This window comes from Actimicrobium sp. CCC2.4 (assembly GCF_034347385.1).
In the GTDB taxonomy this organism is placed as follows: Bacteria; Pseudomonadota; Gammaproteobacteria; order Burkholderiales; family Burkholderiaceae_D; genus Actimicrobium.
Window position 1 is genome coordinate 1690351 of the sequence record NZ_CP133777.1, and the last position, 22698, is coordinate 1713048.

At 59.4% G+C, this 22698-nt stretch carries 23 protein-coding genes; 17 read left to right on the top strand and 6 right to left on the bottom strand.

Annotated elements, in window-relative coordinates:
* Positions 1 to 8 precede the first annotated feature (8 nt).
* Together RHM62_RS07845 and RHM62_RS07850 are read right to left on the bottom strand one after the other, a co-directional pair.
* Complete coding sequence (locus RHM62_RS07845) at positions 9 to 2123, bottom strand: hypothetical protein (protein WP_322124955.1); 2115 nt, start codon at positions 2121 to 2123, stop codon at positions 9 to 11.
* A 9-nt stretch (positions 2124 to 2132) separates the two neighbouring features.
* The gene (locus tag RHM62_RS07850; RefSeq protein WP_322124956.1) at positions 2133 to 2636 is read right to left on the bottom strand and encodes a hypothetical protein; all 504 of its coding nucleotides are present in this window, start codon (positions 2634 to 2636) and stop codon (positions 2133 to 2135) included.
* A gap of 69 nt (positions 2637 to 2705) precedes the next feature.
* Here RHM62_RS07850 and RHM62_RS07855 point away from each other — a divergent pair, with 69 nt between their 5' ends.
* The 10 genes from RHM62_RS07855 to RHM62_RS07900 all read left to right on the top strand — a co-directional run bounded on the left by RHM62_RS07855 (position 2706) and on the right by RHM62_RS07900 (position 12186).
* Positions 2706 to 3254 (top strand): hypothetical protein, encoded by a 549-nt coding sequence (locus RHM62_RS07855; RefSeq protein ID WP_322124957.1) that lies wholly within the window; start codon positions 2706 to 2708, stop codon positions 3252 to 3254.
* Entirely contained in the window at positions 3230 to 3631 is a 402-nt protein-coding gene (locus RHM62_RS07860) for a hypothetical protein (RefSeq protein ID WP_322124958.1), read from the top strand. The genes RHM62_RS07855 and RHM62_RS07860 overlap by 25 nt, the downstream gene beginning before the upstream one ends.
* Positions 3632 to 3849: 218 nt before the next feature.
* Complete coding sequence (flhB, locus tag RHM62_RS07865) at positions 3850 to 4989, top strand: flagellar biosynthesis protein FlhB (RefSeq protein ID WP_322124959.1); 1140 nt, start codon at positions 3850 to 3852, stop codon at positions 4987 to 4989.
* Between the two features lie 304 nt (positions 4990 to 5293).
* Complete coding sequence (flhA, locus tag RHM62_RS07870) at positions 5294 to 7378, top strand: flagellar biosynthesis protein FlhA (RefSeq protein ID WP_322124960.1); 2085 nt, start codon at positions 5294 to 5296, stop codon at positions 7376 to 7378.
* Positions 7375 to 8706 (top strand): flagellar biosynthesis protein FlhF, encoded by a 1332-nt coding sequence (flhF, locus tag RHM62_RS07875; protein ID WP_322124961.1) that lies wholly within the window; start codon positions 7375 to 7377, stop codon positions 8704 to 8706. The genes flhA and flhF overlap by 4 nt, the downstream gene beginning before the upstream one ends.
* Complete coding sequence (locus tag RHM62_RS07880; protein WP_322124962.1) at positions 8699 to 9523, top strand: antiactivator of flagellar biosynthesis FleN protein; 825 nt, start codon at positions 8699 to 8701, stop codon at positions 9521 to 9523. The genes flhF and RHM62_RS07880 overlap by 8 nt, the downstream gene beginning before the upstream one ends.
* Positions 9524 to 9553: 30 nt before the next feature.
* Entirely contained in the window at positions 9554 to 10288 is a 735-nt protein-coding gene (locus RHM62_RS07885; RefSeq protein WP_322124963.1) for an RNA polymerase sigma factor FliA, read from the top strand.
* Entirely contained in the window at positions 10270 to 11010 is a 741-nt protein-coding gene (locus tag RHM62_RS07890; protein WP_322124964.1) for a flagellar motor protein, read from the top strand. The genes RHM62_RS07885 and RHM62_RS07890 overlap by 19 nt, the downstream gene beginning before the upstream one ends.
* 6 nt (positions 11011 to 11016) lie before the next feature.
* Complete coding sequence (motD, locus tag RHM62_RS07895) at positions 11017 to 11829, top strand: flagellar motor protein MotD (protein ID WP_322125354.1); 813 nt, start codon at positions 11017 to 11019, stop codon at positions 11827 to 11829.
* 138 nt (positions 11830 to 11967) lie between these two features.
* Complete coding sequence (locus RHM62_RS07900; protein WP_322124965.1) at positions 11968 to 12186, top strand: glycine zipper 2TM domain-containing protein; 219 nt, start codon at positions 11968 to 11970, stop codon at positions 12184 to 12186.
* A 25-nt stretch (positions 12187 to 12211) separates the two neighbouring features.
* On the opposite strand, the gene RHM62_RS07905 is transcribed toward RHM62_RS07900, so the two are convergent.
* Entirely contained in the window at positions 12212 to 12607 is a 396-nt protein-coding gene (locus RHM62_RS07905; protein WP_322124966.1) for a DUF2237 domain-containing protein, read from the bottom strand.
* Positions 12608 to 12759: 152 nt separating this feature from the next.
* On the opposite strand from RHM62_RS07905, the gene pepF reads away from it, so the two are divergent.
* The 3 genes from pepF to RHM62_RS07920 all read left to right on the top strand — a co-directional run bounded on the left by pepF (position 12760) and on the right by RHM62_RS07920 (position 16874).
* Positions 12760 to 14625, top strand: coding sequence for an oligoendopeptidase F (gene pepF, locus RHM62_RS07910; RefSeq protein ID WP_322124967.1), 1866 nt, complete (start codon positions 12760 to 12762; stop codon positions 14623 to 14625).
* An 85-nt stretch (positions 14626 to 14710) separates the two neighbouring features.
* Positions 14711 to 15952 carry a DNA cytosine methyltransferase gene (locus tag RHM62_RS07915; protein ID WP_322124968.1) on the top strand — a complete coding sequence of 414 codons (1242 nt, stop codon included), beginning with the start codon at positions 14711 to 14713 and terminating at the stop codon, positions 15950 to 15952.
* Positions 15936 to 16874 carry a DUF4928 family protein gene (locus RHM62_RS07920; protein WP_322124969.1) on the top strand — a complete coding sequence of 313 codons (939 nt, stop codon included), beginning with the start codon at positions 15936 to 15938 and terminating at the stop codon, positions 16872 to 16874. Before RHM62_RS07915 ends, RHM62_RS07920 begins: the two co-directional genes overlap by 17 nt.
* An 18-nt stretch (positions 16875 to 16892) precedes the next feature.
* Here RHM62_RS07920 and RHM62_RS07925 read toward each other — a convergent pair whose 3' ends face one another.
* Together RHM62_RS07925 and RHM62_RS07930 are read right to left on the bottom strand one after the other, a co-directional pair.
* The gene (locus RHM62_RS07925; protein WP_322124970.1) at positions 16893 to 18383 is read right to left on the bottom strand and encodes a heavy metal sensor histidine kinase; all 1491 of its coding nucleotides are present in this window, start codon (positions 18381 to 18383) and stop codon (positions 16893 to 16895) included.
* A 10-nt stretch (positions 18384 to 18393) separates the two neighbouring features.
* A complete protein-coding gene (locus RHM62_RS07930) occupies positions 18394 to 19065 on the bottom strand; it encodes a heavy metal response regulator transcription factor (protein ID WP_322124971.1) in 672 nt (223 codons plus the stop codon).
* Between the two features lie 253 nt (positions 19066 to 19318).
* Here RHM62_RS07930 and RHM62_RS07935 point away from each other — a divergent pair, with 253 nt between their 5' ends.
* The 4 genes from RHM62_RS07935 to RHM62_RS07950 all read left to right on the top strand — a co-directional run bounded on the left by RHM62_RS07935 (position 19319) and on the right by RHM62_RS07950 (position 21501).
* Positions 19319 to 19648, top strand: coding sequence for a DUF4148 domain-containing protein (locus RHM62_RS07935; RefSeq protein WP_322124972.1), 330 nt, complete (start codon positions 19319 to 19321; stop codon positions 19646 to 19648).
* Between the two features lie 219 nt (positions 19649 to 19867).
* Entirely contained in the window at positions 19868 to 20197 is a 330-nt protein-coding gene (locus RHM62_RS07940; protein ID WP_322124973.1) for a DUF4148 domain-containing protein, read from the top strand.
* Between the two features lie 147 nt (positions 20198 to 20344).
* Positions 20345 to 20920 carry a chromate transporter gene (locus tag RHM62_RS07945; protein WP_322124974.1) on the top strand — a complete coding sequence of 192 codons (576 nt, stop codon included), beginning with the start codon at positions 20345 to 20347 and terminating at the stop codon, positions 20918 to 20920.
* On the top strand, positions 20917 to 21501 hold the full coding sequence (locus RHM62_RS07950) for a chromate transporter (protein ID WP_322124975.1): 585 nt from the start codon (positions 20917 to 20919) through the stop codon (positions 21499 to 21501). Before RHM62_RS07945 ends, RHM62_RS07950 begins: the two co-directional genes overlap by 4 nt.
* A 17-nt stretch (positions 21502 to 21518) precedes the next feature.
* Here RHM62_RS07950 and RHM62_RS07955 read toward each other — a convergent pair whose 3' ends face one another.
* Positions 21519 to 22556, bottom strand: a complete 1038-nt coding sequence (locus RHM62_RS07955; protein ID WP_322124976.1) for a PHB depolymerase family esterase — start codon at positions 22554 to 22556, stop codon at positions 21519 to 21521.
* Between the last annotated feature and the right edge of the window lie 142 nt (positions 22557 to 22698).

Below are 22698 nucleotides of genomic sequence, written 5' to 3' on the forward strand. Positions count from 1 at the left end.
TGGCAGAATTACTCCGTGGTAGGTGGCGTCGAAAAGCAGTTCACTTTTTGCAGCATCCTGCGCAAGGCCCGGGGTGTTTGTCGCGGCGGTTCAGGCGGGTCCGGCAACTGCGCTTCTTGCATAGGGCTTGCCAGTGCGGGACTTGCCGCCGGGCTCTGCTCCTCAAGCGCCGGTGGTGACGTGGACTGATCGCTGGTTTGTGTTCCGATTTGTGTCGGATGTGGAAAGTTCGTGGATGTTTTCAGGTCCTCGAACTGTTGTCGCAGCTCGATCAACGGCGCAATCTGCCCCCTGAGTTCTTTGATCTCGGTATTCAAGGCGCGGATGACTACCGCCGCTTCTTTTGTATCGACCGATACCTGCGGGTTGGAATTGCTGCGCCTCATCGAGACGGACGCTTGATTTGATGTCGGCGTACTGTCGACGGCCGAGCCGAATTCGGAGCGTGCCAAGTTCAACTCGGTTTGTATCCTTCTGATTTCAGCACGCAGACCTTTGGCTGTTTCACGGGCTTCTACTGCATTGCTGTAGCCAATGCGATCGCGGATATTCGAGATGGAAACAGCAACGTCTTCGTCGGTGATGGCGCGGTGCCCGCCGGCCTCTTCCAGTACTTTTTCGGAGACGCTGCTGTAGATCCGGTCGCGTAATTCGGTGATCTTTGCAATGTTGAGTCGCAACACATTCGGGTCGGACAGCAAGTGCTGGATCACGGGGAGCACCAGATTTTCGAACTTGCGCATTTCCTTGCGGGCGTCGACGTAAATGCGCTCGTAGGTTTTGTTCAGGATATTGTCCCGCGCTTCAGGTTCGATTGCTGTCAGCAAGGAACGGTAAGCGACCAATGTCTCGGTCCAGTCCTTATTGGTCGCCGGTGCCAGCGCGTCCGATCCGAACATGATGCGTGCCGAATGCTTGTTCAGAAAATCCGTCCATTCGCCGAGGCGTTCAGCTTTTTCCGGTCCCGGTAAGCCCCGGCCAACCAGTTGTCTTGCGACCTTGGACCATGAAATATCGAGCACCAGATTCGGATGCCGCTCAAGTAACTTATCCATTGCTGCAACGTGTCCCCGCGGCTGAACCACGAAGCGTCCCAGCCCGCCCGCATGGGCCCAGACGATGGTCGTATTCTTGACTTTCTCGTCACCGAAAAAGTTACTCATGGCATCCAGATATTTCGGTTTTCCGGGCGTGACTTGCCCGGCATCCCAGGTGTCGACATCGGAATGGATGCAGGCGGGCATGTTGGCGACACCCATGGCGGCCATCAGTTGCTTGGCCGGTTCGATATTGGATCGATAAATCCCTTCGGCGGCCTGGCTTGTGCCCGGCAGTTTTGCCTGTGCCTCTTCGCCCGCGAACAGGTCTTCGACAAGTTCCTTGGTCAGTGTCAGTTCGCCGGCGCCGGTAAAAATGCCGGGCAGGCGCGACAGTTTCTTGTAGAGGGCGATGTCGCAAAAACTGCTACCGAGATGCAGTCCGGTGATCATCGGATCGAGTCGTTCGCGGTGTTCTTTTTTCAGGCTCCGGAATTCATCGGCGGTGGTGTCATCGACTTCACTATCGACATTGAGCGAAATTTGACGGGAGACTTCGGAAACCAGTTTCGGTGTCAGTTCCAGTTCGGGCGAGTTGTAGGCCTTGGGAATGTAGTATTCCTCGCCGCAATGATGCCATTCCGGATCACATATTTCTTTGCAACTTATCTTGACGAGTTTGTCGCCCTGCAGCGAAATGATACTGGTCGGAATCGGCATCACGACCGCGTACTTGCAGCCGATCTGATCCATGCGCAAGACCGTTTCTTCGAGCTGAATACCTTTCTGGACATAGTTCCACGGATGGTAATGGGCGTCGTTATGGGCGGGCACCGTGATCTTTTCGCTCAACATGCTTTCGTTGGCTTTCTCGGCACGCTGGCCCGGCGTGACGCCCATGAAATAGCGCACGTCGTAGTTAGCGTCCGGTGCCGACGGGTACTCGTACTTTTTGTGCAGCGTACCGGGTTGCCCGGCTTGTTGCGGTTTGCGCGGGCCGCATTCGGCGACGATCTGTTGCAATGCGCTGTCCTGTTCGACCAGCGCGATAGCGGCTTTGGCGAAGGTGCTGGAAATTCTTGTCATGATCAGTTTTTAGTAATAAGGAGTGGGAGTAACGGGGTCGTGGGGCGAGCTATTTTTGCGCGGCAGCGGGGCTAAAAATGCCGGACGACGCATCGGACGCGGCGCGATATTGAGCCGGCCGTCGGCGTTGTCCGTGCGCCAGTTGCTGACGACATCGACGAGTTTTTTTACTTTACTGATCAGTACATCGGCATGCAGTTTGTCGATCGCCCACGCACTCGCATAAACCACATTGCCGGTACGTGAAGAGACACAGTAGGTCGCATTTTGGGTGGGGAATTCAAGGTAATTTTCTTGCAGAAGATGGTAGTAGACCGCCGCTTCGTTGCCTTTTGGGACTGGTCCGAAGTCAACGAAGAGGGTCACCAGTTCCGCCGGGTTGTTGATGGTTTTTTCAAATGAAAAAACAATATTGTTGATGCTGATCGCCGCGCCGTCTGCCAGTTTTTCCGGTTCGGGCACGCCAAACGCATCGCCCACGGCACGCATGAGATCAATAAAAGCAGTATTCATTCTGGTGATCCCTGTTTGTGGTGTGACAAGCGGTACGGGAGTAGTGCGGGGAGATGCAGGATCGGCCGATTGCGTTTTGCATCACGGGGGCATTTCCCGGGAGAGGCAACGCTGTTCAGGCCGGTCTTTCATCTCATGTCAGACGGGGCCTGGGCGATGGGCATTGGTGTCGTCGGTGGAGGCGGTACAGGGACTGTCGGGCACATCGCGCGGATGGTTGTTGCTGCCCTGCGTCGGATCAGTGGAAAACTCGGCGCAGCAGGCGACGAGTTGCTGGAGTGCCTTGTCTTTTTGTACAAGAGCCGTGGCGTGCTGGGAATATACAGTCGGCGGTTTCATGGCAAATATTCGGAGTTGAACAAGGAAAAAAAGAAATGCATCGATCAAGGGATGGCGATGTACAGCTGCGGGATCCTGCGCCCAGCGATTGCTCCGGAACGGGCTGGCATTGCACAGGCCATAAGTAACTGCCGGCTTGCATCAGTTCCAAAAAATTTATCCAAAACGGATGGAATTTTTGCAGCGGTCTTTCCACTTAACTGCCAGTCACCGGCGCTCGCCAGTCACGCTTTTTTCGGATGGAAGGCATCGCAATGGCATCTACTTTTGTTGAGTTAATCAACGGATTCTGTCGGCTCAAGCAGCTCGATAACCAGGAAGAACTGGCCGCAGGAACACCGTTCGGCATCAATGGTGTTTGCTGCTCATTGATCTACAACAAAGCATTGGCTGTCGAGGTGGTTTTTTTGTATGTGGAATACGCCTATGCGCCACTAGACCGCCTCGCCACCATTTATAAAAAGCTACTGCAAAGAAATCATCAGGATTTCGACGGCCACGGCCCCGGCTACTGCATCTCCCCGACCACCGGAAAAATCGTCGAACTCACCCGACTAGCCTTGCCCGGGCTGACCCCTGAACTATTAGCAGGGACATTGCTGAAACATGCCGTGCGCCAGCAGCGCTGGTGCGCGCAGACGCTGCCTGGTAACTGACGTTTGTCATTGACCGAGTGCCAAAAAAATTAGGGTCAGAGTCAATTTAATTCCGTTTATTCCCTTGAAAAATTAGGGTCAGAGTCAATTAATTTTTGGGAATTACTGCGTTTTTCCGTTCTTGTTTGCTGGATAGAATTTCTTGATTGGTCTGATAATCTCGAACACGGAAATCCGCGTCATGCCGACGCCGGATTCCGGCCAGCAAAGGAGTTGCGTTGTCCGACGAAAGCGACATGGAGAAAACCGAGCCGGCCTCGCAGCAGCGCATTGACAAGGCGCGCGAGAACGGTGACGTACCACGCTCGCGTGAACTGGCGACGTGTCTGGTGCTGCTGGCCGCGGGGGGCGGACTCTACATCAGCGGTGCCAACATGTTGCGACAGTTGAAGGCAGCGCTGGCATCCGGGCTCACCTTCGATCGTGGCCAGGCGTTTGATTTCAGTTTGCTGCTGACCCGGTTGGGCAGCCATCTGGGTGACTTGCTACTGGCCTTTGCGCCGCTGGCCGGGATCCTGATCCTGGTCGCGCTGGCTTCGCCGTTGCTAATCGGTGGGTGGCTATTTAGTGCCCAGTCGCTGGCACCGAATTTTGGCCGGATGAACCTGTTTTCGGGACTGCTCAAGATCGTCTCGCTCAATGCGCTGGTGGAACTCGGCAAGGCGGTCGCCAAGGCGGTCATCGTCGGATCGATTGCCTATCTCGTGATGCGCAGCGAGATCGATGAAGTGCTCGGATTGATGGTCGAGCCGGCCGAGGCGGGCAGCATGCATATGGCGAAGCTGCTGTTCGTGACCTACATGTTGATCGTCATGGGGCTGGTCCTGATTGCGGCGGTCGACGCGCCGTATCAGATGTGGAGCTACGCCAAGAAGATGATGATGACGCGCCAGGAAGTGCGCCAGGAAGCCAAGGAATCCGAGGGTAATCCCGAAATCAAGGCCAAGATCCGTGCCCAGCAACGCGAAATGGCGCGACGCCGGATGATGTCCGAAGTCCCGACTGCCGACGTCGTCGTGACCAACCCGACGCACTATGCGGTAGCGCTGCGATACACCGACGGCAAGATGGGGGCGCCGCAAGTCGTCGCCAAGGGTGCCGATGCGGTCGCGGCCAGGATTCGCGAACTGGCAGTGGCCAACAACGTGCCGTTGCTCGAAGCGCCGCCACTGGCGCGGGCGCTGTTCAAACATGTCGAACTCGGCGATGCGATCCCCGAGACCTTGTACACGGCGGTGGCCGAAGTGCTGGCTTACGTCTTTCAGTTGAAAGCCTATAAAAATCAGGGCGGCGATCGCCCCGAAAAGCCAAAGGATATCGATGTGCCGGCTGGGCTTGATCCGCTTGAAGGCAGTTGATTGGGGCGATGAATTGACTCTGGAATAATTGACTCTGACCCTATTTGATATTTAATAAATCAACTCTGACCCTAATTTTTTTCTGTTTTTAATTCGACTCTGACCCTATTTGATATTTAATAAATCGACTCTGACCCCAATTCGGTTTCGGTCGTGTTCATTGTGTGCAGATTGCGAATACGCTCTGCTTTCCCCTCTTGTTCGCTGGATGGTGTTTCTTCCCTTGGCGCAATAATCTGTTCCATCTGGGGAGTTGCTTTCATGTCGATGGCAACGCCGATCCAGCTGATACCGGATTCGCACAATGAACAGCTTGAAATTGCCACTCTGGATGAGCGGTCCGAACAGCAAGGCGATTGCCGCACCGATCATCATCATGATGCTGCTGTCGATGATGATCCTGCCGCTGCCGGCGTTCGTGCTGGATATCTTTTTCAGTTTCAATATTGCGCTGTCGATCATCGTGTTGCTGACCGCTTTGTACACGGTGCGGCCGCTTGATTTCATGGCGTTTCCGACTGTGCTGCTGGTCAGTACGATGCTGCGGCTGTCGCTCAATGTGGCGTCGACCCGGGTCGTGCTGACCGAAGGGCATACCGGTCCGGATGCCGCCGGCAAGGTGATCGAGGCGTTTGGTCATTTTCTGATCGGCGGCAATTACACCGTCGGTATCGTGGTCTTCATCATCCTGACCATCATCAATTTCACCGTCGTCACCAAGGGTGCAGGCCGGATCGCTGAAGTCGGCGCGCGCTTTGCACTCGATGCGATGCCCGGTAAGCAGATGGCGATCGACGCTGACCTCAATGCCGGATTGATCGCCGAACCCGAAGCCAAACGGCGCCGCACCGAAGTCGCGCAGGAAGCCGAGTTCTACGGTGCCATGGACGGTGCTTCCAAATACGTGCGCGGCGATGCCGTCGCCGGCATCATCGTGACGGTCATCAACATCGTCGGCGGTTTGCTGGTCGGCCTGCTGCAGCACGACATGGGTTTCGCCGCGGCCCTCAAAAACTACACGTTGCTGGCTATCGGTGACGGCCTGGTCGCGCAGATTCCATCGCTGATCATTTCGACCGCTGCCGGTGTGGTGGTCTCGCGCGTGGCCAGCGATGTCGATATCGGTAGCCAGCTGGTCAACCAGTTGTTCGCCAAACCGCAAGTGCTGTACATCACCGGTGGCATCATTGGCGGCATGGGACTGATACCCGGCATGCCGCACGTGGCGTTCATTTTCTTGGGTGCGTTGCTGGCTGCGGCCGGGCACGCTGCTTCCAAGCGCAATGCTGCCCCGGCCGAAGCCGTCGCCGAACCGGTTGCTGCCGCCGCGCCGGTCGAGAACGAAGAAGCCACCTGGCAAGACATCGTGCCGGTCGACATGCTGGGCCTCGAAGTCGGTTATCGCCTGATCCCGCTGGTCGACAAGACCCAGAGTGGCGACCTGCTCAAGCGCATCAAGGGCATCCGCAAAAAATTCGCGCAGGAGGTCGGTTTTCTGTCGCCGCCCGTCCATATCCGCGACAACCTGGAGCTCAAGCCATCGTCGTACCGGATCACGCTCAAGGGTGTCGAAGTCGGCACCGGCGAAGCCCATACCGGTCAGTTCCTGGCGATCAATCCGGGCATGGTTACCGGCACGCTGGCCGGCGCACCGACCACCGATCCGGCCTTCGGGCTGCCGGCTGTGTGGATCGATGCCGCAATGCGCGAGCAGGCCCAGACCATGGGCTACACCGTGGTTGATGCCGGCACCGTGGTCGCGACGCACCTCAACCATCTGATCACGTCGCATGCGGCCGAGCTGCTCGGTCGCCAGGAAGTCCAGCAATTGCTCGACCACCTCGCCAAGGAAATGCCGAAGCTGGTCGAAGATCTGGTGCCGAAAATGGTGTCGATCTCGACGCTGCAAAAAGTCTTGCAGAATCTGCTCAATGAAGGCGTCCACATCCGCGACATGCGCACCATCATCGAATGCCTGGCCGAGCAGTCATCGCAGGTGCAGGAAGCCAACGAGCTGACCGCGCTGGTACGGATCGCACTGGGCCGGGCCATCGTCCAGGATATTTTCCCCGGGACCAACGAGCTGTCGGTCATGGCGCTGGATAACCGGCTGGAACGCTTGCTGATGCAGGCGCTGCAGGCCAGTGGTCCGGATGGTGCCGGCATCGAGCCTGGCCTGGCCGATACCTTGCAATACCAGACCCAGCAAGCAGCCCAGCATCAGGAGCAGCTCGGTCTGACGCCGGTGCTGCTGGTGCCGGCGCCGTTGCGGGCGCTGCTGTCGCGCTTCCTGCGCCGCGCACTGCCGCAGCTCAAAGTCCTGTCGCACGCCGAATTACCCGATACAAAGACGATTAAAGTCACCAGCCTGGTTGGAGCTCAAGCATGAACGTGAAAAAATTCACCGCAAGCAGTTCGCGCGATGCACTGCGTCAAGTCCGTGAAGCACTTGGTCCGGATGCCGTGATCCTGTCGAACCGCAACATTAATGGCCTCGTCGAAATCCTGGCGCTGGCCAGCGAAGACATGTCGTCGCTGGCCGCGCCGGTGATCGAGAAGGAAACACTGGCCGCGCAAGTCGCCTTGCCGGCGCAGGAGGCGACGATGCTGTCAGCCTTCGCCAAGCGGCGCACCGAATTCAAGGCCGATACCGACCAGGCGTCCGGCCTGGCCGGCGCACTGGAGCAGTCGCAACAGTCGCGCGATGCCCGTGTTCCCGAGCCGGCTGCGCCCATCAGCGTGCTGCGTGAGATGGCAGAAATGATGAACGAGTTGCGCTCGATGCGGACCATGATGGAGTCGCAGTTTTCCGAGTTGTCGTGGTCGTCGCAGCAAAAGCGCGAGCCGGTAAAAGCCGTGATCCTGCGCGAATTGCTGGCCGCCGGATTCAGTGCCAGCCTGTCGCGTTACCTGATCGAAAACCTGCCGGCCGGTGGCACGGCTGCTGCCGGCATGAGCTGGATCAAGACCGTCATGGCGCGCAACATCAATGCGATTGCCGATGAAAGCGCGATGCTCGAGCAGGGCGGTGTGTTTGCCCTGGTCGGCCCGACCGGTGTCGGCAAAACCACCACGACCGCCAAGCTGGCAGCCCGCTGCGTGATGCGTCACGGTCCCGGCAAGCTGGCCCTGATCACCACCGATGGCTATCGTATCGGCGGCTACGAGCAGCTGCGCATCTACGGCAAGATCCTTGGCGTGATGGTGCATTCGGTCAAGGACGAGTCGGACCTGCGCATCGCCCTCGATGAACTCAAAAATAAACATACGGTGCTCATCGATACGGTTGGTGTCAGCCAGCGCGACCACATGGTGACCGAACAGGTCGCGATGCTGCAGGGTGCGGGTTCGCGCGTCAAGCGGCTGCTGTGCCTCAATGCCACCTCGACCGGCGAGACCTTGAATGAAGTCGTGCGTGCCTATCAGGGCAGCGGGCTGGCTGGTTGCGTGATGACCAAGCTCGATGAAGCCGCCACCATCGGCAGCGTGCTTGATGTCGTGATCCGCCAGAAGCTCAACCTGTTTTATGTCGCCAACGGCCAGCGCGTGCCGGAAGATCTGCACGTCGCCAACAAGCAGTATCTGGTCGACCGCGCCTTCAAGCTCAAGCGCGAAAGCAAGCCGTTCCAGTTCACCGATGCCGAATTGCCGCTGGTGATGGGTGGTACCACCCGCGCCTCGAATGACAAGTCTCTGCGCGAGGTGCACCTTGGCTAGTTTTTCCACCGACCAGGCCGAAGGCTTGCGTCGCATGCTGGCAGGGCCGAAGCCACGCGTTGTCAGTTTTGTCTCCGCACTCGGTACCGAAGAAAAATCCGGCACGCTGGTCAACCTGGCTGCCTCGCTCACACGCACGGGCAGCGACGTGCTGCTGCTCGATGCCTGTTCAGCGTCGAACGGACTGGCCAACCGGCTCGGTGCGGCGCGCGCGGCAACGCTGATGCAAGTGGCGCGGCAGGAGCGCGGCCTCAATGAAGTCGTGCAAACACTGGCGCAGGGTTTTGGCGTCGCCACGCTGGCGCGTGAGAATTTGCGCAGCGCGATGCAGGACGTCGACCAGGCCCGGCGTCTGTCAAATGCGTTCGGCGTATTGGCGACCCAGCATGACATCGTGTTAGTCGATGCCGAGCTCGACGGCGATGACAGTTTTGTGTTGCCTGCCATGCGGCGTGGCGAGATTGTCGTGCAGGTGTCAAGCAGCGGTAGCTCGATCACGGCGGCGTATGCGATCATCAAGCGCTTGAGCGCGCAACTGGGTCGCCGGCCGTTCGGTATTCTGGTCACTGGTGCCAGCGAGCGCGAAGCGCAGCAGGTGTTTGCCAACATGGCGCAGGCGGCCAGCCGTTACCTGGCACTGGAACTGACGTCGATCGGATCGGTGCCGGTCGACGCTGACCTCAAGCGCGCCGCGCAACTGGGCCGGTCGGTCATCGATGCGTTCCCGATGGCGCTGGCCTCGGTGGCATTTCGCCGGTTGGCCGGTCAGTTTGCCGGCGGGGAGTCCGGTGGCGCGGGCATGCCCGAATTCGCCTGACCAGCGTCATTACAAGATTCTTGGAGTTTCATGTACACACCTAGCGGAAAATCGGACAAGAACGATCTGCTGGTCCAGCACGCCCCGCTGGTCAAGCGGCTCGCGCATCAGATGAAAGCGAAACTGCCGCCCAGTGTGGAAGTCGACGATCTGATCCAGGCCGGCATGATCGGCCTGTTCGACGCCATCAACCGCTACGAAGACACGCACGGCGCGCAGTTCGAAACCTATGCAGTACAGCGCATTCGCGGTTCGATGCTCGACGAATTGCGCAGCAGCGACTGGCTGCCGCGCAGCATGCGCCAGAACATGCGCAAGATCGAAGTGGCGATGCAGGCCTTGCAGCAAAAGCTGGGTCGTGCACCGCTCGAAGCCGAAGTCGCCAGGCACATGAAGCTGTCGCTGGCCGAGTACCAGAATCTGCTCGGCGAGGGCGGTGGCCATCAGCTGGTGTACTACGAGGATTTCCATGACAGCTCCGAAGGCAACGAGCATTTTCTGGATCGCTATTGCACCGACCTGTCTGACAATCCGCTGCAGGCCCTGCTCAATGCCGGCTTTCGTGATGCCGTCATCCGTGCCATCGAAGCCTTGCCCGAGCGCGAAAAAATCCTGATGGGCCTGTACTACGAACAGGAAATGAACCTCAAGGAAATCGGTGCCGTGCTCGGTGTTACCGAGTCCCGTATCTCGCAACTGCATAGCCAGGCGATCGCCCGGATGCGCGCTTTCCTCAGGGAGAAAACATGGACTGGGGTAGCGTAGCCGGGCTGGTCCTGGCATTGCTCGGCATTCTGGTCGGGCAATTGCTGGAAGGCGGCAGACTGGGTTCGCTGGTGCAGCCGACCGCGTTCGTCATCGTGATGGTCGGCACCTTCGGGGCAGTGCTGCTGCAGAGCGGCTGGCCGACGGTCAAGCGCGGCCTGCGCATGGCTGGTGCCGCCTTCCGCAACCAGCCGGACCTGCATCGCCTGCACGCCGCCGATGTCGCGATGTGGAGCCAGACCGCGCGCCGCGAAGGCTTGCTGAGCCTGGAGCGCTTCATGGATAACAGTGACGATCCCTTCATCACCAAAGGCTTGCGTCTGCTCACCGATGGCATCGATCCGTACAAGCTGCGCGAAATTCTCGGCATCGAGATCAGCAGCTACGAAACACGCGAGCGCAAGGCCGCGCGCATCTGGGATGCGGCCGGCGGCTATGCCCCGACCATCGGCATCCTCGGGGCCGTGCTGGGCCTGATCCACGTGATGGAAAACCTGTCCGATCCGAGCCGGCTCGGTGCCGGTATCGCCGTCGCGTTTGTCGCCACGATCTACGGGGTCGGGCTGGCCAACCTGGTGTTCCTGCCGATAGGCGGCAAGCTCAAGAGCGCCGTCAACGACGAAGTCACGCGCCTGGAAATGCTGGCCGACGCCTTCTGCTGCATCGCCGCCGGTGACAATCCGATCTCGATCGAGGAACGCATGAAAGCCTACGAGCGCTAGCCCGTGATGAACAAATACCGCGAACCGCCCAGCCCGACCGCGCGCAGCCGCAAGCACTTCGACGACGACGCCCCCAGCCATGACCGCTGGCTGATTTCGTATGCCGATTTCATTACGTTGCTGTTTGCGTTCTTTGTCGTGATGTACGCGATTTCATCGGTCAACAATGGCAAGTACCGGGTGCTGTCGAATTCGCTGGGTGCGGCTTTTGGCAGTGCGCCTATCCGCATCGTACCAACGGTGCCGGTCGAGCCGCCGTCGGTGCTGCCGGGCCGTCCGCCAGCGGCCGAGCGGCAGCGCATCGAATTGCTGCGACGTGAAAAAGAAAGCATGACCAGCATCGCGCGCGACATCCTCAATGTGCTGTCGCCGCTGATCAGTTCGGGCAAAGTGCGGGTCACGCAGACCAGTCGTGGCGTGAGCGTCGAGATCAATGCCAGTGTGTTGTTCGCCCCCGGCGAAGCGAGCCTCACGAGCGAATCCGGCGCGGCATTGAGCGCGATCGCGCAAGTGCTCAGCCAGGATACCCACGCGATCCAGATCGAAGGGCATACCGACAATCTGCCGATCGGCAACGCCACGTTTCCATCGAATTGGGAATTGTCGAGCGTGCGTGCCAGCAGCGTGGTGCGCCTGTTCGCCAATAACGGCATTGCCGGCAATCGCCTGACAGCCGTCGGTCACGGATCGAACAAACCTGTCGGCAGCAACGACACACCGGAAGGACGGGTGCGTAATCGCCGCGTCGAGGTGTTGATTCTGGCGACCTTGCCGGAGGTCGTGACGGAAGTGCCGCTGCCGGCCGGGACTGCGCCCTAGCCGGTAGTGCCTATGTTCGGTAGCGAACGGAACTTTTGCTTTCCGGTTGCTAAGATGCGAATAAGCAATGGGCCGGATGAATCTGCATCAGCAGCCGTCACTGTCGGCCCGTTCCTCACCAGACTAGAGGATCACACCATGACAACCATCACAAAAAAATTGATCGCGCTTTCATGCGCTTCGGCCATTCTGATTTCGCTGGGCGGCTGCGCCGGTATGTCCAATCGTGACAAAAACACGGCAGCCGGTGCCGGCATCGGCGGTGTCGCCGGTGCGGTCCTGACCGGCGGCAGCGCCATCGGTACCGTCGGCGGTGCCGCTGTCGGTGGCGTGATTGGTAATCAAGTCGGCAAATAAGCCTTCCGGCAAGGCATCACTTGGCTCACGCCAGGTCGGTGCCGATATGTGCAAAGCGCTCCAGTTCGTCGAAGGTGACGACCTGGAGCGCTTTGCTATGGGTGCTCTCGAGCACGACCAGCGGTGCGGCACCGGCCGCGAACGCTTCTTTCCAGCGCAGCGCGCACAGGCACCACTGGTCGCCCGGTTTCAGTCCGGGAAAGCGCCATTGCGGTTGCGGCGTCGACAGGTCATTGCCGCGCGCCTTGCTGAAGGCGAGAAATTCGGCCGTCATCACCGCGCAGATCACGTGGGTGCCGATATCCTCATCGTTGGTCTTGCAGCAGCCATCCCGAAAATAGCCGGTCAACGGATCGAACGAGCAGGGCACCAGCGGTTCGCCAAGGACGTTGCGGGCGGGTTCTGTGCGGAGTGTGGTCATGTGTGTTTCCTGATCTGGTAAAGGATGCGAGCGCATCAGATTAACAGGTGTAACCCGGGGGCGACGGGTGCCGCGAACTGCTAAGCTACAGCGCGCCTGCGGGCTACTGTCCGCAATTCCCATTTACTGTCATTTTTCCGGAGTCGCCGATCATGTTCAAACGCATCCTGCGCCTGTTGCCTGGCTTGCCTGTCTTGTTACTGGCTGCCAGTTCCGCCAGCGCCGCCACCGACGCGTTCAATCCACGCTGGAACCTCGCCGACCTGTACCCGTCGGCTGCTGCCTGGCAAGCCGATGCCGCCAAGGCCGATACGCAGATCACTACCTTTGCCAATTGCCGCGGTCATCTCGGCGACAATGTGCGGCGCTTTCGCCAGTGCCTGGAATTGCGTGCCGATCTTGACAAGCGCTACGACCGGCTGGCGCTGTATGCCAACGAATTCCATGCCGAAGATACCGGCAACACGGCAGGCCTCGAACTGACCCAGCAAGCCGAGGTACTGGGCTCCCGGCTGGAAGAAAGCGGGTCGTTCTTTCGTCCGGAACTGCTCCAGCTGGGAGCGAAAAAAATCAACGGCTTCCTGCATGCCGACAAGGCGCTGGCGATCTTCCGGCATCCGATCGACAACCTGCTGCGCGCCGTACCGCACACGCTGGACGCCAAAGGCGAAGCGCTGATTGCGACCTACGGGCTGGCTGGCAATAGCGCGCAATCGGTGTATTCGATTTTGACGAATGCCGATATGCCGTGGCCGAAAGTGACGCTGTCCGATGGTCAGGAAGTCACGCTCGACCAGTCCGGCTACACCCGCTATCGCGGCGTCGATAACCGTGCCGACCGCAGCAAAGTGTTCGACGCGTTCTGGGGCAAATGGCATGAATTCGAGCGCACGTTTGGCGTGACTTTCTACGAGAAGCTGAAAAAAGACACGGTCGACGCGAAGGTGCGCAACTATCCCGATTCGATCACCAAGGCGCTCGATGCCAACAAGATTCCGGTCGCGGTCTACGACACGCTGATCGCGCAGACCAATGCCAACCTGCCGACGCTGCATCGCTATTTCCGCTTGCGCGCCAAACTGCTCGGCATCACCGACATGGGGTATCACGACATCTACCCGCCGCTGGTCAAGGGCGACTTCACGTATCCGATCGCGCAAGGCAATGCCCTGATGCTGGCGGCCGTCAAACCGCTTGGTGACGACTACGTCAAGGCCCTCGAAAAAGGCGTGGCGAGCCGCTGGATGGACGTCTATCCGCGTGCCCGCAAATTGTCCGGCGCGCACATGGCGGGCGACGCCTACGATGTCCACCCGTACATCCTGCTGAACTACAACGATGACTATGAATCAGTCTCGACGCTGGCCCACGAGTGGGGCCACGGCATGCATACGGTGCTGGCCAATCAGGCGCAGCCGTATGTGACGGCGAGCTATCCGATCTTCACCGCCGAAATCGCCTCGACCACCAACGAAAGCCTGCTGCTGGCGCACATGCTGGCAGTATCGAAAAGCGATGACGAGCGCTTGCTCTACCTCGGTTCGGCGCTGGAAAGTTTGCGCGGCACCTTCTTCCGGCAGGCGATGTTTGCCGAATTCGAACGGGATGTTCATGCCCGCGTCGACAAGGGCGAATCGCTGACCGGCGCAGGCCTGACCAAAGTCTACGGCGACATCCTGCGCCGCTATCACGGCGACAAGGACGGCATCGTCCACATCGATGACCAGGTCGCCATCGAATGGGCTTACATCCCGCATTTCTACAATTCGTTTTACGTGTTCCAGTACGCGACGTCGATTGCCGCCGGCTCGCTGTTTGCCGATGCGATCCTGAAGGGTGAGCAGGGTGCGCGCGAGCGCTACCTGAACGTCCTCAAGGCCGGCAGCTCGGCGTATCCGTACGAGCTGGTCAAGGCTGCTGGCGTTGACCTCGCGACGCCCGCGCCGTATCAGGCGGTGGTGGCGCGGATGAACCGGATCATGGACGAGATCGAGACGATTGTGGCGCGGCGCAAGTGAGACGGGAGCTGAGCGGGAAGGCGACACTTTACGTCTCTTAACCGTGCTGGCGATACTGACAGAGCGGTATCGCGAAACCTGTGATTTGGCACCCGATACCGACCTTGCCTCCGATGAAAACAGGGGAAAGCCCGCTACAATGTCGGCCATGTCCCTACTCATTCCTTCCCTCGACTACCCGTCCGTCAGCCCTTCAACAGGTAGCGCGCCGGCACCGTCGCACAGCCCGGGTACGCTTAAAAAGCAAGCCCGTCACGCCTATCTCGAGTTCTTCGCCGGTAGCGGATTGGTCGCTCAGGGCTTGAAAACCATGTTCAAGCCCATCTGGGCGAACGACATCGATGCAAAAAAAGCGGCGGTCTACACCGCCAATCACACCGGAGAGCATTTTCACCTCGGGTCCATTGCCGACGTGGCCGGCAAGGATTTGCCGGCGGCGGTACTGGCCTGGGCTTCGTTCCCGTGCCAGGACCTGTCCCTCGCAGGATTGGCCGGAGGTATTCATGGTAAGCGCAGCGGTCTTGTCTGGGAGTGGCTACGGATCATTGACGAGATGCCCGAGGCACCGGCTATCCTGGTTGCCGAAAATGTGCTTGGCCTTGTGTCGGCGTCTGGTGGCAGCCACTACCGCACGCTACACGCGGCGTTGGCGGAGCGTGGCTACAAGGTTGGGGCGATGCTGCTCGATGCTGTTCGCTTCGTGCCGCATTCGCGACCGCGCGTTTTTGTCGTCGCCGTGCGCAACGACGTGCAGGTGCCTGGCGAGCTGACCAGTCCCACACCGACCTGGCTGCATCCGGCAGCGGTACAAAAAGCGGCCAGCGGTCTGGATAGCTGGGTGTGGTGGCACATGCCCGAGCCGCCGGTGCGCTTGTCGGTGCTGGCCGACATCGTTGAGTTTGATGCCGATTATGCGAACACGCTCACGGATGAACGAAACATTGACTTGATCTCGCCCAAGCATGCGGCCTTACTGAACGCATTACCAAAAAAACAGACCTTCGTCGCACCGGGCTACAAACGAACCCGGGCGGGAAAACAGGTGCTGGAACTGCGCTTTGACAATGTTGCCGGGTGTCTGCGGACTCCCGGTGGCGGCAGCAGCCGGCAGCTTCTTGTCATTCGCAACAATGGCCAGCTCAACAGTCGGCTGCTGACGATCAAGGAAACCGCACGTCTGATGGGGGCTCCGGAAAGTTACCAAATTCCGGGTTCCTATAACGACGGCTACAAGGCAATGGGTGATGCAGTAGCTGTCCCTGTTGCCAGCTGGCTCGCCAGAAATTTACTCCTGCCTTTGGCTGACCTGCGTGACCATACCGCTTAGTCTTGAAGTGGCGCTAGCCCGGTTCAAAGTCGATTTTCAGGTCGGTGGTGCCGGTGCACTCGGCACGGTGCTGGTACTCACACGCAAAGCGATGGTCGGCGGCCTGCCGTTCGATCCGGAGAAACTGCTCACGCCAGGCGGCGGCCAGGTCGCGGGTTTGAGCGGTGCCAACATCAACAAAATACTCGCCGGATATGGTGTGACCCAACAGGTCGGGACGGAGTCGGGCCGCACGAGTCGTGGCACGCCGGCGCTGGCAGGGCAGTACGCGGCTTTCCTGCACGCCTTGCCGCGGCTCTCTGCGTCAGACATTGCCGACATCGAGGCGTGGTGGGTGTCGCGCTTTACGGACTATTTCAATAGTGCGCCATTCAAGCTGAACTACGACTCCAGCAAGACGCTGGCATCGGTCATCCGCAATCTGCTGGATCAGGCCCTGGAGCGCCAAAAAAAGTCGCCCGGAAAAACCTATGTGGGCGCGGTTCTCCAGCATCTGGTGGGTGCCAAGCTGGAACTGGCATTGCCCGCATTAAAAATTACCCACAACGGGGCTTCTGTCGCTGATGCGGTGTCAGCGCGGTCGGGAGATTTCGTCATCGACAATGCGATCATTCACTGCACCACAGCACCCTCGGAAGCGCTGATGCGCAAGTGCGAGGCGAACCTCAAGGCAGGGCAGCATCCGATCATCCTGACGATTGCAAAGATGATCGGTGCCGCGGAAGGATTGGCGGAAAACGCCGGTATCGAGGGGCGTGTCGAGGTAATGGATGCGCTTCAATTCCTCGCCGCAAACCTCTACGAGATGAGCCTCTTCAAAGCAGCCGACCGGAAAGTCACCGTCATCCGGCTCATCGAAAAATACAACCAGATCGTGGCAGCGCATGAAGCCGATGCAAGCCTGCGCATCAGCTTCGACTGACCACGTGCCGTCCCCGACTTACTTGTCAGGTACCGAGGCCGGCACTGCACCGCGCTGTTTATTGCGCCTCTGCAGGCGCGTGCGCCGCCGTCGCCGCCGCGTGACGCCCGGGAAGCACAGGTAAAAAACCGTCTTTTCGCCAGCCACGCTGGTGACGCCGGCATCGCCGCCATGCAGACGCATGATGGCGCAGACGATGGCTAGTCCGAGGCCGGCCGAATACATCGATGGTGCCCGTGCGGCGTCGCCCCGATAGAAGCGTTCGAAGATGTGCGGCAGGTGCTCGGCCGGGATGCCGGGGCCGCCGTTTTCGACCGTCACGCGGGTCTTGTTGCCGACGGCGGTGGCGGCGGACAAGTGGATGAATGAGCCGCGGGGCGTGTGGACGATCGCGTTCGAGACCAGGTTGCTGACGGCGCGGCGGAACAGGATGGGATCGGCTTCGATGGTCAGTGCAGCGGCCGCGATGGTGAGCCTGACGCCGGCGTCCTCTGCCAATCCTTCGAAGTAGTCGCGGATACGCTCCAGTTCGACGGCGAGGTCCAGTGTTTCGGACTGCATGGCTAGCTGGGCATTGTCGGCACGCGCCAGGAACAGCGTGTTTTCGATGATGCGGGCCAGCCGCTCGTACTCTTCCAGATTCGATCCCAGCAGGATTTGATATTCCTCGTTGGATCGTTCCTTGGTCAGCGCGACCTGGGTTTCGACCATCAGCGTGTTGACCGGCGTACGCAAGTCATGAGCGATGTCCGAGGCAAACTGGGTCAGGCGTTTGACGCCGTCCTCGAGCCGGTCGAGCATGGCATTGAAGGCTTGACCGAGCTCATGCAGTTCGCGTGGTGTGTTGTCGTTCGAGAGGCGGGTATGCAGGCGCTGGGTACTGATCGCATTGGCTTGCGTGATGATCAGGCGTAGCGGTCGCAAACCCAGTTGCACCACCAGGAATCCCAGTGCGGCGGCCAGTATTGCACCCAGCCAGACCGCGACGGCGAGGGTTTCGCCGTATTTGCGCATCATTGCCGAGCGGTTTGTGCCCTCGCGTGCGAGGACGATGTGTACGGGTTCGAGACTGGTCTTGCCGACCATGCCTGCCGAAGCGATCACACGTCCGGTGCCGACGCCGGACTCCCAGTCGCTGACGTCGTTTTCCAGTGCATGGCGGGTGGCGGGTACCAACGGCAATGAGGGCAGTGCGCGGGATGGAGCACTGCTTTGCATGATGAGTTGGCCATCGGTTTGCAGCAGTTGCAGCCGGATTTCATCGTGGCCGTACATGGCATTGAGGAAGCGATTCGGCTCCTGCCTGATCGCAGCGATCGATTCGCTTTCACGCAGCAGATGGCGGATTTGCCGGCTTTTGCTGACAAGCTCCATATCGTCGCGCTGTTCGAGTTGCATGGCCAGCGCCTGGTACAGGTAGGTGCCGACCAGCGCGAAGGTGACGATGGTGGCGACGGCAAACAGGATGGCCAGCCGTGCAGTGAGTGATAACGCAGCGCGCTGGGTCATGATGGTGTCTTCATGTGCGCTCTTCAAACAGATAGCCCATTCCACGAATGGTGTGGACCAGCTTGTTGGGAAACGGATCATCGACCTTCGCGCGCAGCCGGCGGATCGCGACATCGACGACGTTGGTATCCGAATCGAAGTTCATGTCCCAGACCTGCGAGGCGATCAGCGAGCGCGACAGCACCTCGCCCTGGCGTCGTACGAGCAGGTGCAAGAGGGCAAACTCTTTGGCGGTCAGGTCGATGCGTTGGCCGTCGCGGATCACGCGCCGTTTCAGGACATCGATTTCGAGGTCGGCCACATTCATCGTATCGGCTTCGCGTTGCGGATTGCGACGCAGCACGGTGCGGATACGCGCCAGCAGTTCGACAAACGCAAACGGCTTGACCAGATAATCATCGGCACCGAGTTCGAGTCCCTTGACGCGATCGTTGACGTCATCGCGCGAGGTCAGGAACAGCACGGCAGTCGCTTTTGTTTCGCGCAGTTTTTTAAGCACTTCCCAGCCATCGATGCCGGGCAACATCACATCGAGCACGATCAGGTCATAGTCTTCCTGCACCGCGAGGTGCAGGCCGGTGGTGCCATCGCGGGCAAGGTCGACCACGTAGCCGTTCTCTTGTAATCCCTTACGCAGGTAGTCACCAGTCTTGGGTTCATCTTCCACGATCAATATACGCATGCAGGTTCTTTCGGTTCGGCGCGGCGGCCGCTGATGGGCCAATTGTCCGCCTGTTTGGTGCTGTTGCGGATTACAAAGTTGTAATGCAGACAGGGCACCATTGCTGCCGTTCCAGCTTTCTTTTGCATTACAGGTTTGTAATGTCACTGTCACTTTGGTGTGCGGGAGCAAGGACTAAACTTTGATCCATGGTTAGGCAGACGACGAAGTTTGCCGGACAAGCACCCGTTAATTTACCCTCTGGAGAACATTCATGAATATCAAAAAACTCGCAAGCACAATCGCCCTTGGTACCTTGTTGGCAGCTGGTTCGGCCGGCGCAATGGCCAGCAACATGGCCTTCGACGAAACCGGTTCGCAATGGCTGAAAGAAGTCATGAACACCAAGTCGACCGTGACCCGTGCCGAAGTAAACAACCAGGTCATCATGGCACGTCAGCAAGGCACGCTGGAAATCAGCAACGTGAGCTACCCGGCCACCGCCAAGTCGACCGTCGCCCCACGTAGCCGCGCCGCTGTCCACGCAGAAGCAATCAAGTCGGTACAGAACGGCCCGATCTCGAACTTGTATATCGGCGGCTAATCGTCCCGACGGCGCAAGCCGGTTCGCTAAAAAACACCCTGCCGTCCAGCGACGCTAGGGTGTTTTTTTTAGGTGAGCCGTGTGATCAGCACATTACATTTTTGTAATGCCCTCGTCACTTTGGTGTGCGGGTCGGGGGACTACACTTGTCGTCATGGTGAGGCAGACGAAGAGATTTGCCCCGGCAAGCATGACCCACTAATCTTTTGGAGAACATCTATGAATATCAAAAAACTCACAACCGCAATCGCCCTTGGTACCCTGTTGACCGCCGCTTCGGCTGGCGCAATGGCCGCTAACATGGGCTTCGATCAAACCGGTCTGCAATGGTTGAAAGACGTCGATACGTCGTCGTCGACCGTGACCCGAGCTGATGTGAAAAACGAAGTTGTGATGGCACGCCAGCAAGGCACGCTGGAAATCAGCAACGTCAATTACCCGGTTGCCGCCGAGTCGAATGCCACGCCACGCAGCCGTCTGGCGGTCCGCGCCGAAGCCATCAAGTCGGTACAAAATGGTCCGATCAACGACCTGTATATCGGCGGTTGATGGAGGCTCCGGCACTAGCCGGCAAGTCATAAAACACCCTGACATCGCGTGATGTCAGGGTGTTTTTTTATCCGCCATCGCAGGGTGGGCTCACCCTGCGATACTGGCGGGTACGGGGCTGGCATGGACCTGCCGTTACAATGCGCAATGAATTCATCCCCCGTTCCGGACCATCCGCGTCCCGCGTCACTGACCGATCTGTTTGTTTCATTTACCTTGCTGGCCTTGCAGGGCTTTGGCGGCGTGCTGGCGGTGGTGCAGCGCGAGCTGGTTGAAAAGAAGCGCTGGCTGACGCGCGAGGAATTCATTGAGGAGTGGGCCGTCGCGCAAGTCATGCCCGGTCCCAACGTCGTCAACCTCGCACTGATGATAGGCGGCCGGTATTTCGGTTTGCGCGGCGCACTAGTTGCGCTGGCCGGCATGCTGGCGATGCCGCTGGTAATCGTCCTGTTGCTGGGATTGCTGCACGCGCACTACGCCAGCTATCCCGGCGTGGCAGGTGCCTTGCGCGGAATGGCGGCAGTGTCGGCAGGATTGATCGCTGCGACCGGTCTCAAGCTGGTCGGGACCTTGCAATCCCATCCGCTGAAGTTGCCCTTGAGCCTGTTCTTTTGCGCGCTCGGGTTTCTCCTGATTGCACTACTGCGTGTGCCGCTGCTCATTGTGCTGCTGGGACTGGGCGGCGTTTCCTGCGTACTGACTTACCGCAAGCTGGTGCGGTGAACACGTCCCTGCACCTGGTACTCGACGCCGGCGACTGGCTCAGCCTGTTTGCCCACTACCTGCTGCTGTCGCTGATGTCGATAGGCGGTGCCATTTCGACCACCGCTGAAATGCATCGCTATCTGGTCGAGCAGCACCAGTGGCTCACGCCGGCCCAGTTCAATGCCGCCATTGCCATCGCACAGGCAGCGCCGGGGCCGAATGTGCTGTTCGTGGCCTTGATGGGATGGCAGGTCGGGATCAATGCGGGCAGTACGCTGGCGGCATTCGGCGGTGTCGCGGTGACAATGACCGGCATCATGTTGCCGAGCACGACGATCACTTATCTGGCTGCGCAATGGGGCCATCGCAACCGGCATTTGCTGGGCGTGCGCGCCTTCAAGCAAGGCATGGCACCGATCGTCATCGCGCTGCTGCTGTCGACCGGCTGGATTCTGACCGCCAGCAATGGCGCCAGCATAATCAATTGGCCGCTGTGGCTGCTCAGCGCAGCGAGCGGCATCATCATCTGGCGCACCCGCTTGCATTTGCTGTGGTTGCTTGGGCTGGGCGCGCTGCTGGGCTGGATCGGGTTGGTCTGATGCAGGCTTGAGCGGCCTCAGGGCCTGGCGGTCAGGCGGTCGACCATTGCCTTGATGGCGGCCAGCTGGACACCGGATGTCGTTGCATAGGCCGGGCCGGTGTAGCCGACCCAGTCCCAGCAACCCTTCGGATTGTAGGGTGCCGTCGAGGCATTGACTTGCGGATACAGCACCAGCAAGCGGTTGCTGTCGGCCCAGTTGTTGTAGCCGGTATCGCTGTAAAAATCATTGCCGACCACCGCGACAGATTGCTCGCAGCCGTGCAGCGCGACATGCACCTTGCAGCGGCTGCTGTCTTGCGCACAGGAGCCCGGTACAAACAGATAGCCGTCACCGGCCATGCCGCTGCCGGCATCGACGAATTCACGCTGGTTAAACGCGACGATCTGGCCCGCGGGAGCGGCGACTGGTGCATTAAGCTTGCCGTAGATGTGCCCGAGCAGGTCGCCGGCCTGGTCATAACCGCTGCCCTTGACGGTGCAATGGCTGATGTATGGGGCGGCATTGGCCGCGCAACTATTACCGTATTTCGGGGTGATCAGCGCGTGGCCGGAGGGCACCTTGTTGACGTACTTGATCTGTGATGCCGGTACGCCGGCCAGCTTGAAAAAATCCACCGTCGCATCGACCGCCTGCTGGTAGACCACCGTGTCCTTGGTGCCGCTGAAAACATAGATGCGGTCATTTTGCAGGCCGTCCAGCGGATCGATTTGCCCGCTGGCGGCAAAAGCCTGTGCGGCTTCCAGCATCAGGCTTGGATTGGGTGGCATGAACGGCACCATGCCCATGCAGATCGCGGCGGCCGTGTAGCCCAGCGTGCCGGCACAGTAGTACGGACCACCGGCAACCACCCCGGCTCCTCTGACTGTTTTTGAAAAAGCGACCTGGTATTGCACCGCCATGAACGCGCCGGAGGACAGTCCGGATACCGAGGTTTGCATCGGGTCGGCCTTGAAAACGGGCAGGGCGGCACTGGCTTGTACGCCGCTGCTGCTGGTCACAAGGACTAAGCTGAGGACGGCAAACAGAGGGCGGGGCGGGATGTGGCGCAGCATCGGAAGTCTCTTGTCAGGAGTGGAGGTGCCTGCAGTACACCGTATCCGGAGCGGGCCGTGTTTGACTTTTCTCAAGTCATGTCACGGGATGGAGTCATTTTTCTTTCCATTTTCCCGGTCAGCGCCAGGGAGCTGCGCTAGG

Bases quoted from the DNA above. Each gene is read 5' to 3' on its own strand.
- motD (WP_322125354.1), top strand. From the start codon at position 11,017: ATGAACAAATACCGCGAACCGCCCAGCCCGACCGCGCGCAGCCGCAAG.
- RHM62_RS07925 (WP_322124970.1), bottom strand. From the start codon at position 18,383: ATGACCCAGCGCGCTGCGTTATCACTCACTGCACGGCTGGCCATCCTG.
- RHM62_RS07905 (WP_322124966.1), bottom strand. From the start codon at position 12,607: ATGACCACACTCCGCACAGAACCCGCCCGCAACGTCCTTGGCGAACCG.
- RHM62_RS07935 (WP_322124972.1), top strand. From the start codon at position 19,319: ATGAATATCAAAAAACTCGCAAGCACAATCGCCCTTGGTACCTTGTTG.
- RHM62_RS07955 (WP_322124976.1), bottom strand. From the start codon at position 22,556: ATGCTGCGCCACATCCCGCCCCGCCCTCTGTTTGCCGTCCTCAGCTTA.
- RHM62_RS07860 (WP_322124958.1), top strand. From the start codon at position 3,230: ATGGCATCTACTTTTGTTGAGTTAATCAACGGATTCTGTCGGCTCAAG.
- RHM62_RS07930 (WP_322124971.1), bottom strand. From the start codon at position 19,065: ATGCGTATATTGATCGTGGAAGATGAACCCAAGACTGGTGACTACCTG.
- flhF (WP_322124961.1), top strand. From the start codon at position 7,375: ATGAACGTGAAAAAATTCACCGCAAGCAGTTCGCGCGATGCACTGCGT.
- RHM62_RS07945 (WP_322124974.1), top strand. From the start codon at position 20,345: ATGAATTCATCCCCCGTTCCGGACCATCCGCGTCCCGCGTCACTGACC.
- RHM62_RS07940 (WP_322124973.1), top strand. From the start codon at position 19,868: ATGAATATCAAAAAACTCACAACCGCAATCGCCCTTGGTACCCTGTTG.
- pepF (WP_322124967.1), top strand. From the start codon at position 12,760: ATGTTCAAACGCATCCTGCGCCTGTTGCCTGGCTTGCCTGTCTTGTTA.
- RHM62_RS07885 (WP_322124963.1), top strand. From the start codon at position 9,554: ATGTACACACCTAGCGGAAAATCGGACAAGAACGATCTGCTGGTCCAG.
- RHM62_RS07890 (WP_322124964.1), top strand. From the start codon at position 10,270: ATGGACTGGGGTAGCGTAGCCGGGCTGGTCCTGGCATTGCTCGGCATT.
- flhA (WP_322124960.1), top strand. From the start codon at position 5,294: ATGAACAGCTTGAAATTGCCACTCTGGATGAGCGGTCCGAACAGCAAG.
- RHM62_RS07900 (WP_322124965.1), top strand. From the start codon at position 11,968: ATGACAACCATCACAAAAAAATTGATCGCGCTTTCATGCGCTTCGGCC.
- RHM62_RS07850 (WP_322124956.1), bottom strand. From the start codon at position 2,636: ATGAATACTGCTTTTATTGATCTCATGCGTGCCGTGGGCGATGCGTTT.
- RHM62_RS07845 (WP_322124955.1), bottom strand. From the start codon at position 2,123: ATGACAAGAATTTCCAGCACCTTCGCCAAAGCCGCTATCGCGCTGGTC.